Below are 13,169 nucleotides of genomic sequence, written 5' to 3'. Positions count from 1 at the left end.
AGCTGCTGGGCTCAGCGCGGGCCGAGGCTCCAGCGCGGACCCTGCGGGCCGTCCTCGATGGCCAGGCCCGACTGGTTGAGCTGGTCGCGGATGGCGTCCGCGGTGGCCCAGTCCTTGCGGCCGCGGGCGGCCTCGCGCTGGTCGAGGACCAGGCGTACGAGGCTGTCGACCACGCCGTGCAGGTCCTCGCCGCGGTCGGCCTCGCCGGCCCAGTGCGGGTCGAGGGGGTCGAGTCCGAGGACGCCCAGCATGGCGCGCACCTCGGCGAGGCGGGCCACGGCGGCTTCCTTGTCGTCGGCGGCGAGGGCGGAGTTCCCCTGCCGGACCGTCGTGTGCACGATGGCGAGGGCCTGGGGCACGCCCAGGTCGTCGTCCATCGCCTCGGCGAAGGCGGGCGGCACCTCGGCGGACGGCTCGACGACGCCGGCCTTCTCCACGACGCGCTGCACGAAGCCCTCGATGCGCGCGAACGCCGACTCGGCCTCGCGCAGCGACTCCTCGCTGTACTCGATCATCGAGCGGTAGTGCGGGGTGCCGAGGTAGTAGCGGAGCACGATCGGCCGCCAGGTCTTGACCATCTCGCTCACCAGGACGCTGTTGCCGAGCGACTTGGACATCTTGTCGCCCGCCATGGTCACCCAGGCGTTGTGCACCCAGTACTGCGCGAAGTCGTCGCCGTAGGCCTTGGCCTGGGCGATCTCGTTCTCGTGGTGCGGGAAGATCAGGTCGAGGCCGCCGCCGTGGATGTCGAAGGCGGTGCCGAGGTATTTGTGCGCCATGGCCGAGCACTCCAGGTGCCAGCCGGGACGGCCGCGGCCCCACGGGGTCGCCCAGGTCGGCTCGCCCGGCTTGGCGGACTTCCACATGGCGAAGTCGCGCGGGTCGCGCTTGCCGGTCTCACCTACGCCCGAGGGCTGCTGCAGGTTGTCGAGCTCCTGGCGCGAAAGCTCCAGGTAGCCCGGGAAGGAGCGCACGTCGAAGTAGACGTTGCCCTCGGCCTCGTACGCGTGTCCCCGCTCGATCAGGCCCTGCATCATCTCGACCATCTCGGTCACATGGCCGGTCGCTCGCGGCTCGTACGTCGGCGGGAGGCAGCCGAGCGCGGTGTAACCGTCGTTGAACGCGCGCTCGTTCTCGTAGCCGATCGACCACCACGGGCGGTTCTGCTCGGCCGCCTTGGCGATGATCTTGTCGTCGATGTCCGTCACGTTCCTGATGAACGTCACGTCATAGCCGCGGTATGCGAACCAGCGGCGCATGATGTCGAAGTTGAGGCCCGAGCGGATGTGCCCGATGTGCGGTGCGGACTGCACGGTGGCACCACACAGGTAGATCGAGACACAACCCGGCATGAGCGGGGTGAAATCACGGATCTGCCGGGCGCTGGTGTCGTACAGCCGAATAGTCACCACTCCAGGGTAGTGGGCGGAAGGCAATGCCTTGCGCCCCTTCCAGTCAAGGGGGACGGATTCGTGACGTTGCCTCCGGCGGTTGGGCGGGTTCTTCGTGCGGGTGGGTCGTGGTTGCTGGGGGCTGCCGCCCCCAGACCCCCGCTGTCGGCCTGAACGGCCTCGTCCTCAAACGCCGGACGGGCTGGGATGGGCGTCCGGGGCTGGAGACAGCGGCCGCGGCCGGATCATCCGGTTCGCACTACCAGTGCTGTCGCGATCGCCATCAAGCCCTCTTCCCTGCCCGGGAAACCGAGCCCGTCCGTCGTCGCGCCCGACACCGACACCGGTGCTCCGGCCGCCTCGGACAGCAGCTTCTGCGCTTCGTCGCGGCGCTTGCCGATCTTGGGGCGGGGGCCCACGACCTGTACGGCGATGTTGCCGATCCGGAAGCCCGCCTCGCGGACGATGTGGGCGGCCTCGGTCAGGAGGGTGACGCCGGATGCGCCGGACCATTCGGGGCGGCCGGTGCCGAAGTGTTGGCCCAGGTCACCGAGGCCGGCGGCCGAGAACAGTGCGTTGCACGCGGCGTGCGCGACGACGTCCGCGTCGGAGTGGCCGGCCAGCCCCGGGCCCTCGCCGTCCCACTTCAGGCCCGCGCACCACAGCTCGCGGCCCTCCTCGAAGGCGTGGATGTCGGTGCCGATGCCGACCTGGGGCAGCGGCGGAAGCGGCTCAGAAGCCATCGTTCAGCCTCCTGCGGGCCAGGACCGCCTCCGCCAGGACCAGGTCCAGCGGGCGCGTGACCTTGAAGGCCTCCTCGTGGCCGGGTACGACCACGACCTGCAGGCCCAGCTGCTCGATCATGCTGGCGTCGTCGGTGACGTCGTCGGTCACCGTCTCGTGGGCGCGGATCAGCGTGGCCCGGTCGAAGCCCTGCGGAGTCTGTACGGCGCGGAGGCGGGCCCGCTCCGGGGTGGCCACCACCGGCTCCGGCTCGCCCGGTGTCCGAGCCGGCTCGACCTCCTTGACGGTGTCGGCAAGGGGCAGCGCGGGCACGACGGCCGGTGCTCCCTCCCGTACCGCCTCGATCACCGCGTCCACCGTGTCCACCGGAACCAGCGGCCGTGCGGCGTCGTGCACCAGCACGATGTCGTAGTCGGGCGGCAGCGCGTCGAGGCCGAGCTTCACGGACTCCTGGCGCGAATCGCCGCCCGGGACGACGAGAAAGTCGGTCCGCTCGGGCAGCGCATGTGCGTCGAGAAGCGACTTGACCTCGGGCGCGCCGTCGGGCGGCGCCACGACGACAACCAGCGAGACCGCGCGGGACGCGGCCATCGCACGCACCGCATGGATGAGCATGGGGGTGCCGCCCAGCGCGCGGAGCGCCTTGGGGGCGCCCGGACCGAGGCGTACGCCCCGTCCGGCGGCCGGAATCACGGCAGCCGTCCGGGTTGCCGCGGGCGAAGGGCGCGAATCGTCAGACATCGGTTCCTGTCAGGTTTGTGTGCTGGCCTTGCGTGGGTATGGCCTGGGAAGTGCCGGGCGCGACGCCTTGACCGGACCCTTCCGTGACACCGGTCGAGCCAGCAGCCCGGGCCCGGCACGCCAAGCAAGGGGTCCCAACCACCCCTGGCAGTGACGACGTACGCAAGGCGCGCCTGTATACGAACATGCCGCAGCGCCCGGCGACAGGAAATACGTCATCGGGCACCGCGGCATTTCAATGTACTGAGTGCTGAAGCGGGCTTTCGCCTGCGACAGGTTTCAGGACGCGAGAACCTCGTCGAGCAGGGCCTCGGCCTTGTCCTCGTTCGTGTTCTCCGCGAGGGCGAGCTCGCTCACCAGGATCTGGCGGGCCTTGGCGAGCATGCGCTTCTCACCGGCGGACAGTCCGCGCTCACGCTCACGACGCCACAGGTCACGCACCACTTCCGCGACCTTGATGACATCGCCGGAGGCGAGCTTCTCCAGGTTTGCCTTGTAACGACGGGACCAGTTCGTGGGCTCCTCGGCATACGGCGCGCGCAGCACCTCGAAGACCCGGTCCAGCCCGTCCTGACCGACCACATCACGTACGCCGACGAACTCCGCATTGTCCGCTGGCACACGTACCGTCAGGTCACCCTGGGCGACCTTCAGCACCAAGTAGGTCTTGTCCACGCCTTTGATCTGGCGAGTTTCGATGGCCTCGATCAGCGCGGCCCCGTGATGGGGATAGACCACGGTGTCGCCAACCTTGAACGTCATGTGACAGGTACCCCTTCCGTGGCTATCCAGGGTAACACGGAAACCGCGGGTTCTGAATGGCGTTTTCGCAGGTCAGGGCATATCTCGGGGCTTGACAACAGCAACAGGAACGTGCTTCGCGGCCCGAGCGGAAGAAGGTATTCGCAGGTCGGAGCGGCTCTCCGGGGGAGGTGAAACGCGTACGTTACACACATCCGGAGGCCTCTCCAAGAGGACGAACGTCCCCATATGTCCGGTTCCAAGTGTGCGACTTCCGCTACTCCGTTCGGTGCCGGGAGTCGCTTCCGCGTCGATTCCGGAATTGATCACAGGCACCCGACTACGTGGCCTGTTGTTCCGCCGCGTGATCAATTCCGGGGCGATCGCGCATTCCTTCACGGAAATTTTGCGCACCGCCGGACGGGGTATGCCGGAGGGACTTATGTGAATGGCGGACGGGCGTGGGCCACCCCGTGTGGAGCACCCCCTGGTGGGCCATGCCGGGGCCAGAGGGAGGGTCGGGTGCGGTGACTCGGGAACGGCTCGGTAACCTAAGGCCGCTGACAGACACTTAGGGCGGCTTTATGAGTCGCCACGCTCGAGTCAAGGAGTTGCCGCCGCCGTGAGCAGCAGCCTTCGACGCGGCGCACTCGCCGCCGCCGCCATCGCGTTCTCGATCGCCTCGCTCGCCGCGTGCGGTGCGGGCGGCGATGCCCAGACGTTGGAGGTCAAGCCGGACAACGCGGCGGCCAAGGTCGGGTACCTCAAGGTCCAGAACGTCCTCATCATCACGCAGCCCGACCTGGAGTCGACGGGTCCCGCCGCGATCTCCGCGACCCTCTTCAACAACGGCGCCACAGCCCAGACGCTGGACTCGATCACGCTGCCCGGCACCGGCAAGACCGCCGAGCTCAAGCCCGCCAAGGGCAGCGGACCGCTGACCGTCCCGGCCCACGGCTCCCTGGTGATCGGCGGCACGGGCAACGCCTCGGCCTCCCTGGCCAGCGGCCGCGACGCCATCCAGGACGGCAACGCGCAGAAGATCACCTTCACCTTCAGCGAGACCGGCGCGGTGAGCCTGCGCGCCTTCGTGGTCCCGTCCGACAGCTACTTCAAGAAGTGGGGTCCGAGCGAGGTCCCGACGGGCGCCCCCGCCACCAGCCCCACCCCGTCCAAGAGCGCGACGACGTCCCCGAACCCGTCCACCTCGGCGTCGAAGCCGTCCACCTCGGCCACCCCGACCGACGCGGCCTCCGCGAGCGTGTCGGCGTCGAAGTCGGCCGCCGGTCACTGAGCAGTCCGTACGACGCACGACGAAGGGCGGGACCTCCTGGAGAGGTCCCGCCCTTCGTCGTAAGGCCTGGTGGACGGCCTACGGCTCGAACTTGTAGCCCAGGCCCCGCACCGTCACCAGATACCTGGGCGCGCCCGGGTCCGGCTCGATCTTGGCGCGCAGGCGCTTGACGTGGACGTCGAGGGTCTTGGTGTCGCCCACGTAGTCGGCGCCCCAGACGCGGTCGATGAGCTGCATACGGGTCAGTACGCGGCCCGCGTTGCGCAGGAGCATCTCCAGGAGGTCGAACTCCTTGAGCGGGAGGTCGACCTTGGAGCCGGAGACCGTGACCACATGGCGGTCCACGTCCATGCGGACCGGGCCGGCCTCCAGCGCGGCCGGGGTGACCTCCTCGGGCTCGCCGCGGCGGCGCAGGACGGCGCGGATGCGGGCGACCAGCTCGCGCGAGGAGAACGGCTTGGTGACATAGTCATCGGCTCCTATTTCCAGGCCGACCACCTTGTCGATCTCGCTGTCCTTGGCGGTCACCATGATGACGGGGACATTGGAGCGGCCGCGCAGCTGGCGGCAGACTTCGGTGCCCGGCAGGCCGGGCAGCATCAGGTCGAGGAGGACGAGGTCGGCGCCGTTGCGCTCGAACTCGTCGAGTCCGTCGGGCCCGGTGGTCGCGACGGCGACCTCGAAGCCCTCTTTGCGGAGCATGTACGACAGGGCGTCGGAGAAGGACTCCTCGTCCTCGACGACGAGCACACGGGTCACGGAAGGACCTCCGGGGCGGGAAGCGGTTCGTACGGGGATGACTGGGGGGTGCTTTGGCCGGCCTCGTCGTCGAGATCGTCCAGGTCGGGGTGTTGGTGCGCGCGGTCGCGGGCAACCCCCGCCTCCGGCAGCCTCAGGGTGAAAGTGGAGCCCTGACCCTCGGAGCTCCACACCGTGACCTCCCCGCCGTGCGAGGCGGCCACGTGCTTGACGATCGCGAGTCCCAGGCCCGTGCCGCCGGTGGCACGGGAGCGGGCGGGGTCGACGCGATAGAAGCGCTCGAAGATGCGCTCCTTGTCCTTGTCGGAGATGCCGATGCCCTGATCGGTCACGGCGACCTCGATGTGGTCTCCGCCGGGCGCGGTCACCCGGCGGGCGGCTATGCCCACACGGGTTCGGGCGGGCGAGTAGTTGACGGCGTTCTCGACAAGGTTGCCCAGGGCGGCGGCCAGCTGACCCCGGTTCCCCCAGACGTGCAGGTCGGCGGTGCCGCCGGCGGCCATGGTGATCTGCTTGGTGCCGGCCTGGTGCCGGCAGCGGTCGATGGCCTCGGCGACCAGTTCGTCCACGCGGACGGGTTCGGCGTCCTCGAGGGGGTCGTCGTTCTGGACCCTGGACAGGTCGATGAGCTCCTGCACCAGGTTGGTGAGCCGCGTGGCCTCGATCTGCATACGGCCGGCGAAGCGCTCCACCGCCTCCGGGTCGTCCGAGGCGTCCATGACGGCCTCGGAGAGGAGGGAGAGAGCGCCGACGGGTGTCTTCAGCTCGTGGCTCACGTTCGCGACGAAGTCGCGCCGGACCGCCTCGATGCGGCGGGCCTCGGTGAGGTCCTCGACCAGCAGCAACACCAGCCGGGAGCCGAGGGGGGCGACGCGCGCGGAGACGGCGAGTGCCTCGCCCCGCCCGGTCCCCCGCCGTGGCAGATCCAGCTCCACCTGGCGTATCTCCCCGTCCCGCCGTGTGTCCCGGGCCATCTGGAGCATCGGTTCCACGGAGAGCCTGCCGCCGCGGACCAGGCCCAGGGCGTACGCCGCCGAGCTGGCCTTGACGACCGCGTCGGCCTCGTCGAGGACGACGGCCGAGGAGCGGAGCACGGACAGGACGGTGTCCACGCCCGGCGGAAGCACCGGGTCCGTGTGCAGGGAGGTGCGGGTCGGGCGCTTCTGCTCCCGCTCGCTCCAGCGGAACGCCAGCATGGCGATCACGCCGGTGAGCACCCCGGCGATCGCTGCCGCTGCGGCGACCGCCGCGTTCACGTCCATGCAAACAGGTTAGGCATGGGGTACGACATCCCCACAGCCGTCGAGGTGCGACCTCGAACACTCGTCGCCCAGAGTTCACCTAGGAGCTAGGGATGGTTCATTTGTGGTGACGGAAACCGACGCGTACAGGCCGGATCGTGGGAGCGTGGGGTGCGAAGCGCCGGTTTTTGGACGACGGATTTTGGACGACTGACGCACGGGCCCCTGCCCCCGGCAGCCCCGAAGAACACGTAAGAGAGGGATCCCTGATGCGGGACGCGTACCACGAGGAACTGGATTCGATCGGCGACGGTCTGGTGGAGATGGCCCGGCTGGTCGGGTCGGCGATCGGGCGCGCCACGACCGCCATCCTCGACTCCGACCTCAAGCTGGCCGAGAACGTCATCGAGGCCGACAAGAGGGTCGACGAGCTCCAGCACGACCTCGAGGCCCGGGCCATAGCCCTGCTGGCCCGCCAGCAGCCGGTGGCCACGGATCTCCGTATCGTCGTCACCTCGCTCCGTATGTCGGCCGACCTGGAGCGTTCGGGCGACCTGGCCCAGCACGTCGCGAAGCTCGCCCGGCTCCGCTTTCCGGAGCGCGCGATCCCGCACGACCTGCACGCGACCATCCTCGAGATGGGCCAGCTCGCGCAGCGCCTGATGGCGAAGGCGGCCGAGGTGATCATCACGAAGGACGTCGACCTGGCGCTCCAGCTGGAGCAGGACGACGACGAGATGGACCTGCTGCACCGCACCCTCTTCCAGCACCTGCTGGACGACCGCTGGCAGCACGGCATCGAGACGGCGGTGGACGTCACCCTCCTCGGCCGCTACTACGAGCGGTACGCCGACCACGCGGTGGCGGTCGCCAAGCGCGTGGTGTTCCTGGTGACGGGTGAGCACGCGGACGAGCTGCAGGCCGACATCCAGCCGGAGATCCAGCCGGTGGCCGGGGGCGACGGGGCGTAGGGCCAAAGGGCATCGAGGGGGCGTAAAGCCTGAGACCGGGGCGTGTGGGCGCCACAGTGCGCCGTTGATGCGCCCGGCGGGGCGGGCATCCAATGGGCAAAGGCACCAGCCCTCAGGCCTCCAGGAGGACCCATGGCCGAAGCCCCCACCACGCCCGACCCGACGCAGGAGCGCGAGACGGACCAGCCCGCCGAGATCAAGAGCCTCCCGCTCTTCGGCGCGTGCGGCTGCGGCTCGGGCTGCGGCTGCGGGTGCCAGTCGGGCAATCCCTGTCAGTGCGGTTGACGGCGTACGACGCCGGTCCATCAAGGCGGTCAGCCGGTCTGTTACGGCGGTGAAGGGTCCCGGTGATTGTGCCGGGACCCTTCGTCATGGGTGGGGGTGCCGGATGTTGCCGCGGTCGACCCGGACGCCGTACGAGCGCAGCATGGAAGCAGTGGGAGCAAAAGAGTCGGCATCGGAAGGAGGTGCGATGCCATGGCGCAGTTCATGGACGTACACCACGGGATGAAAGGCATCACGGCCGACCAGCTGCAACAGGCCCATCAGGCCGACCTCGCCATAGAGAAGGACGAGGGCGTCCACTTCGAAAAGGCCTGGGCCGACCCCGAGTCCGGCACGGTCTACTGCCTCTCGGAGGCCCCCTCGGCAGAGGCGGTCCAGCGCATCCACGAGCGGACGGGGCACAAGGCGGACGAGGTGCATCCGGTGCCGCTGTCCGTCTGACGCAGCACGTCAGCTTCGAAATACGAAATATTCGAACGGCCCTCTGCCTGCGGGAGTACGCGGGCAGGGGGCCTGGCTCATTGGTGTCTCATCGGCCTCTCATTGCCCCTTCTCGACGAACATGCCGATCAGGCCGCGGGCGGTGTTGCCGTCGGAGTCGATCCCTTGCACCTCGACGCCTTCGAAGGTGGCGGCCTCGGCGCTGCGGGGGAACATGGCCTGCTCGTACTCGGCGAGTGCGGCCTCGGTGTCGTCGGGGTGCGCAGCGAGGGCCTTGCCGAGTTCGGCGCCGTCGAGCATGGCGAGGTTGGCGCCTTCGCCGTTGGGGGTCGCGAGATGGGCGGCGTCGCCGAGCAGGGTCACCCCCCGCACCCGCTCCCACCGGTGCCCGATCGGCAGGGTGTAGTGGGGGCGCAGCACCGGCGCGGTGTGGCTGTCGGTGATCAGCGCGGTGAGTTCCGGTGCCCAGCCCTCGAACTCCGCCGCGATCCGCGCGGTCGCCGCGGCGGCATCGGTGAAGTCGATGGCGGCGAACCAGTCCAGCGGCCTGGCCAGCGCCAGGTACGTGTGCAGGGTGTCGCCGCTCTCCCGGTGGGCGAAGATCTCCTTGCCCGGCGAGGGCGCGATCATCATCCCGCCGCCGACCGCCTTCGCGGAGGCAGGGTGCCGGGTGTCGGCGTCGAACAGGTAGGTCTCGACGAACGACGTGCCGGCGTACGAGGGCACCGCGTCGGAGAGCAGCGGCCGAACCCGTGACCACGCACCGTCCGCGCCGACCAGCAGGCCCGTGACGACGGTGGTGCCGTCGGCGAAGCCCACCTCGTGGCGCCCCTCGCCGAGGGCACGGACGTCGGCGACCTTGTGTCCCCACCGGACGGTGCCGGCCGGGAGCGAGTCGATCAGCATCTGCCGCAGCTCGCCGCGCATCGCCTCGGGGCGTCCGCCCGTGCCGTCGTCGGCCTTGTCGAGCAGCACGGTCCCGTCCGGTTCGAGGACCCGCATCGCCTCGCGGCCCTCCAGGACTATGGCGCGGAACTCGTCCATCAGACCGGCCGCCTGGAGGGCGAGCTGCCCGTTGTAGTCGTGAATGTCGAGCATCCCGCCCTGCGCGCGCGCCGACGGGGAGGGCTCCGCCTCGTAGACGGTGGCCGGGATGCCGTGAACGTGCAGAACGCGGGCCAGTGTGAGCCCGCCGAGTCCGGCGCCGATGATCGTGACGGGAGTGTGCATGGTGGCTCCTTCGGGATCGGGCCGCCCGGTGAGCTCCGGTCGGCCGTGCCTCGAAAGCTGTCAGCCCCCGCCGACGAGCCACCTACATCCGCCCGACAGCCACCGACAGCCCATCGACAGCCGCCGACATCCGACCGACAGCCCGCCGGATGTCCACAGGGCCGAGCCCGTGCCGCAACTGATCCCGGATTCACGGGTGTTCGCCGCAGAGGCCGTCAAGAGCTGAGGTCCGCACGCCCGTTGCGTCGGCTGTGAAAATCGCTGTCGGATGGTGGGACTGCGGTGATAGATAGTCACAGTGACAACGACACTTGAGTTCGCCGTTCTGCTGCGACTGATCGACGAACGATCGACCGCCTTCCGCGCCGCGGTCGCCTCCGCACCCAGCCTCGACGTGCAGGTGCCGACCTGCCCCGAGTGGACGCTGTTCGATCTGGCGCAGCACATCGGCGAGGGGCGCCGCGACTGGGCCGCCACCGTCGCCGCAGGGCCTGCTCCGGCCAAGTCCGCAGCGGAGGGCGCCCCGGCCGCGCCTCGGGAGCGCGAGGCCCTGCTGGCCTGGTTGGCGGAGTCCACGGAGCAACTGGTGGACGCATTGCGGAAGGCCGGCCCGGATCGCGGTTGCTGGACGTGGTGGGGGACGTCGCAGTCGCCGCAGACCTCCGGTGCCGTAGCTCGGCACCAGCTCCAGCAGATGGCGGTGCACACGTACGACGCCCAGATCACCGTAGGTGCCCCGCAGCCGCTGCCGGACGAGGTGGCGCTCGACGGTGTCGACGAGTTCCTGTTCACCTGCGTCGCAACGACAAGTGCCTGGCCGCACAAGCCCGCTGCCGTCGACTTCCACGCCTCCGAGGGCCGCTCCTGGCGCCTCTCGCTCTCCGCCGACGGCGCACGGACCGCTCGCCTCCCCGCGCCCGGCACGATGCCCGCTGCCGACGCCTCCCTCCGCCTCCGAGGCACGGCCGATCAGCTGGTCCTCGCCCTGTACGGCCGTATTCCGGCGGACTCCCTGAAGCTCGACGGCGACCGAGAACTCTTCGACCTGCTTGAGGCCTGGGAGCCGGAGGGCTAAACCCATGAGGCCCCTGCCTACGGGAAACCCGCAGGCAGGGGCCTTGACAGGTACGGCTTACTTCTTCTTGCCCTGGTTCTTGACCGCCTCGATCGCCGCCGCAGCCGCCTCCGGGTCGAGGTACTTGCCGCCCTTCGTCACCGGCTTGAAGTCGGCGTCGAGCTCGTAGTACAGGGGGATGCCCGTCGGGATGTTCAGGCCCGCGATGTCCGCGTCCGAGATGCCGTCCAGGTGCTTGACCAGGGCGCGGAGGCTGTTGCCGTGGGCCGCGACCAGGACCGTGCGGCCCGCGAGGAGGTCCGGGACGATGCCGTCGTACCAGTACGGGAGCATGCGGACGACGACGTCCTTCAGGCACTCCGTGCGCGGCCGCAGCTCCGGGGGGATGGAGGCGTAGCGCGGGTCGCCGGACTGGGAGAACTCCGTGCCGTCCTCGAGGGGCGGGGGCGGGGTGTCGTACGAGCGGCGCCACAGCATGAACTGCTCCTCGCCGAACTCGGCGAGGGTCTGCGCCTTGTCCTTGCCCTGGAGGGCGCCGTAGTGGCGCTCGTTCAGGCGCCAGCTGCGGTGGACCGGGATCCAGTGGCGGTCCGCGGACTCCAGCGCGAGCTGCGCGGTGCGGATCGCGCGCTTCTGGAGGGACGTGTGGACCACGTCGGGGAGGAGGTCGGCGTCCTTGAGGAGCTCACCGCCGCGGACTGCCTCCTTCTCGCCCTTCTCGTTCAGGTTCACGTCCACCCAGCCGGTGAACAGGTTCTTCGCGTTCCACTCGCTCTCGCCGTGGCGGAGGAGGATCAGCTTGTACGGTGCGTCGGCCATGTCCCAGAGCGTAATCCACGCATTCGGGCCACAGGGTGCCCGCCCAGCAGGCGGACAGTTGACGGCATCTGTTAATTGAGTGGTCGGGGACGTCGGCCCGTGCGTAAGTTGTGCTTGCTGTCTGCGCCACTTACGTCCATGGGGGATTTCGATGTCAGTCGTCGGTCTGAGACGCGCCACCCGGGAGACCGTCTCCGGACTGCCCCGCGAGTTCTGGTGGCTGTGGACCAGCACCCTCGTCAACCGGCTCGGGGCTTTTGTTGCCACTTTCATGGCTTTGTACCTGACGGTCGACCGCGGGTACTCCGCCTCCTACGCCGGTCTCGTCGCGTCGCTGCACGGGCTCGGCGGAGTCGTGTCCTCGCTGGGTGCCGGCGTGATGACCGATCGGCTCGGACGGCGGCCCACCCTGCTGATCGCCCAGTCGTCCACCGCTGTTTCCGTCGCCCTGCTCGGGTTTGTGCACGACCCAGTCGCCATCGCCGCTGTCGCGTTCCTCGTGGGCATGGCGTCCAACGCCTCCCGGCCCGCCGTCCAGGCGATGATGGCCGACATCGTGCGGCCCGAGGACCGGGTGCGGGCGTTCTCCCTCAACTACTGGGCCATCAACCTCGGGTTCGCCGTCTCCTCCATGGCCGCCGGGTTCATCGCCGAGTTCAGCTATCTCGCCGGGTTTCTGATCGAGGCCGGGATGACGGCCGTCTGCGCGGTCGTCGTCTTTCTGAAGCTGCCGGAATCCCGGCCGGCCGCCAGTACTGCCAAGGGGGCGAGGGAGGACATCGGCCTCGGCGCCGTCGTCCGCGACAAGCGGTACATGGGTGTCGTCGGGCTGTCGTTCCTGGTCGCCCTCGTCTTTCAGCAGGGGTCCGTCGGGTTGCCCGTCGCCATGGGGCAGGCCGGGTACACGCCCGCCGACTACGGCATGGCCATCGCCGTCAACGGTGTTCTGATCGTTGCGCTGCAGATCCCCGTCACCCGGTTCATCGAGCGTCGGGATCCCAGGCGGCTGCTCGTGGTCTCGTCCCTGCTGGCCGGGTACGGCTTCGGGCTCACCGCATTCGCCGGGTCGGTCGGCGTCTTCGCGCTCACCGTGTGCGTGTGGACTCTGGGCGAGATGGTCAACGCTCCGACGCAGACGGGGTTGGTCGTTCGGCTGTCGCCCGTGCACGGGCGTGGGCGGTACCAGGGTGTGTACACCTTGTCCTGGTCTCTCGCCGCGCTTGTTGCCCCGCTGATGTCCGGCCTCGTCATCGACCGGTTCGGGGCCGAGTGGCTGTGGGGGCTGTGCGCGGTCGTCGGCACGGTGGCGGCTTTCGGATACGGCGCCCTCATGCGGCGGCTTCCCGCGGCGGAGCCCGCGGCAGCGGTTCCGGCCGCCGCCGGAGCGGAGGTCGGGGCGGGCTGAGGGGTGTCTGCCGCGTAAAGATTCCCGCCCCG

Annotated in this window: 14 protein-coding genes; 6 read left to right on the top strand and 8 right to left on the bottom strand. The window is 69.6% G+C overall.

All coding sequences use genetic code 11. The annotated features are described in order from the left end of the window. Window positions 1-11: 11 nt before the first annotated feature. The 4 genes from cysS to ACFY10_RS39645 all read right to left on the bottom strand — a co-directional run bounded on the left by cysS (window position 12) and on the right by ACFY10_RS39645 (window position 3,638). Window positions 12-1,409: a cysteine--tRNA ligase gene (gene cysS, locus ACFY10_RS39660; protein ID WP_390670144.1), complete on the bottom strand. Its 1,398-nt coding sequence runs from the start codon at window positions 1,407-1,409 to the stop codon at window positions 12-14. A 227-nt stretch (window positions 1,410-1,636) separates the two neighbouring features. Then, window positions 1,637-2,134 carry a 2-C-methyl-D-erythritol 2,4-cyclodiphosphate synthase gene (gene ispF / locus ACFY10_RS39655; protein ID WP_390670143.1) on the bottom strand — a complete coding sequence of 166 codons (498 nt, stop codon included), beginning with the start codon at window positions 2,132-2,134 and terminating at the stop codon, window positions 1,637-1,639. Further along, a complete protein-coding gene (gene ispD, locus ACFY10_RS39650; protein WP_390670142.1) occupies window positions 2,124-2,876 on the bottom strand; it encodes a 2-C-methyl-D-erythritol 4-phosphate cytidylyltransferase in 753 nt (250 codons plus the stop codon). Before ispD ends, ispF begins: the two co-directional genes overlap by 11 nt. Window positions 2,877-3,155: 279 nt before the next feature. After that, window positions 3,156-3,638, bottom strand: a complete 483-nt coding sequence (locus tag ACFY10_RS39645; protein ID WP_003953493.1) for a CarD family transcriptional regulator — start codon at window positions 3,636-3,638, stop codon at window positions 3,156-3,158. 601 nt (window positions 3,639-4,239) lie between these two features. Here ACFY10_RS39645 and ACFY10_RS39640 point away from each other — a divergent pair. Further along, complete coding sequence (locus tag ACFY10_RS39640; protein WP_390670140.1) at window positions 4,240-4,911, top strand: DUF461 domain-containing protein; 672 nt, start codon at window positions 4,240-4,242, stop codon at window positions 4,909-4,911. A 78-nt stretch (window positions 4,912-4,989) separates the two neighbouring features. Here the strand turns inward: ACFY10_RS39640 and ACFY10_RS39635 are convergent, their stop codons facing one another. Beyond that, on the bottom strand, window positions 4,990-5,670 hold the full coding sequence (locus tag ACFY10_RS39635; RefSeq protein ID WP_015659563.1) for a response regulator transcription factor: 681 nt from the start codon (window positions 5,668-5,670) through the stop codon (window positions 4,990-4,992). Next, window positions 5,667-6,932: a sensor histidine kinase gene (locus tag ACFY10_RS39630; protein WP_390670139.1), complete on the bottom strand. Its 1,266-nt coding sequence runs from the start codon at window positions 6,930-6,932 to the stop codon at window positions 5,667-5,669. Before ACFY10_RS39630 ends, ACFY10_RS39635 begins: the two co-directional genes overlap by 4 nt. 248 nt (window positions 6,933-7,180) lie before the next feature. Between ACFY10_RS39630 and phoU the strand changes: the two genes are divergently transcribed. From phoU to ACFY10_RS39615, 3 genes are all read left to right on the top strand, one after another. Beyond that, window positions 7,181-7,882, top strand: coding sequence for a phosphate signaling complex protein PhoU (phoU, locus tag ACFY10_RS39625; RefSeq protein WP_390670138.1), 702 nt, complete (start codon window positions 7,181-7,183; stop codon window positions 7,880-7,882). A 132-nt stretch (window positions 7,883-8,014) separates the two neighbouring features. Then, a complete protein-coding gene (locus ACFY10_RS39620) occupies window positions 8,015-8,167 on the top strand; it encodes a hypothetical protein (RefSeq protein ID WP_185124092.1) in 153 nt (50 codons plus the stop codon). A gap of 192 nt (window positions 8,168-8,359) precedes the next feature. After that, window positions 8,360-8,608 carry an SCO4226 family nickel-binding protein gene (locus tag ACFY10_RS39615; RefSeq protein WP_390670137.1) on the top strand — a complete coding sequence of 83 codons (249 nt, stop codon included), beginning with the start codon at window positions 8,360-8,362 and terminating at the stop codon, window positions 8,606-8,608. A 99-nt stretch (window positions 8,609-8,707) separates the two neighbouring features. On the opposite strand, the gene ACFY10_RS39610 is transcribed toward ACFY10_RS39615, so the two are convergent. Then, the gene (locus ACFY10_RS39610) at window positions 8,708-9,838 is read right to left on the bottom strand and encodes an FAD-dependent oxidoreductase (RefSeq protein ID WP_390670136.1); all 1,131 of its coding nucleotides are present in this window, start codon (window positions 9,836-9,838) and stop codon (window positions 8,708-8,710) included. Between the two features lie 298 nt (window positions 9,839-10,136). Between ACFY10_RS39610 and ACFY10_RS39605 the strand changes: the two genes are divergently transcribed. Next, the gene (locus ACFY10_RS39605) at window positions 10,137-10,913 is read left to right on the top strand and encodes a maleylpyruvate isomerase family mycothiol-dependent enzyme (protein ID WP_390670135.1); all 777 of its coding nucleotides are present in this window, start codon (window positions 10,137-10,139) and stop codon (window positions 10,911-10,913) included. Between the two features lie 57 nt (window positions 10,914-10,970). Here the strand turns inward: ACFY10_RS39605 and ACFY10_RS39600 are convergent, their stop codons facing one another. Beyond that, window positions 10,971-11,732: a phosphoglyceromutase gene (locus ACFY10_RS39600; RefSeq protein ID WP_390670134.1), complete on the bottom strand. Its 762-nt coding sequence runs from the start codon at window positions 11,730-11,732 to the stop codon at window positions 10,971-10,973. Window positions 11,733-11,883: 151 nt separating this feature from the next. Between ACFY10_RS39600 and ACFY10_RS39595 the strand changes: the two genes are divergently transcribed. Continuing rightward, window positions 11,884-13,137 (top strand): MDR family MFS transporter, encoded by a 1,254-nt coding sequence (locus ACFY10_RS39595; protein ID WP_390670133.1) that lies wholly within the window; start codon window positions 11,884-11,886, stop codon window positions 13,135-13,137. Window positions 13,138-13,169: the final 32 nt, after the last annotated feature.

Origin of the sequence: Streptomyces sp. NPDC001401, from assembly GCF_042895385.1 — a bacterium.
Classification (GTDB): domain Bacteria; phylum Actinomycetota; class Actinomycetes; order Streptomycetales; family Streptomycetaceae; genus Streptomyces.
Note: the sequence above shows the minus strand (reverse complement) of the source record. Positions and strands in the feature narration are given on the sequence as shown.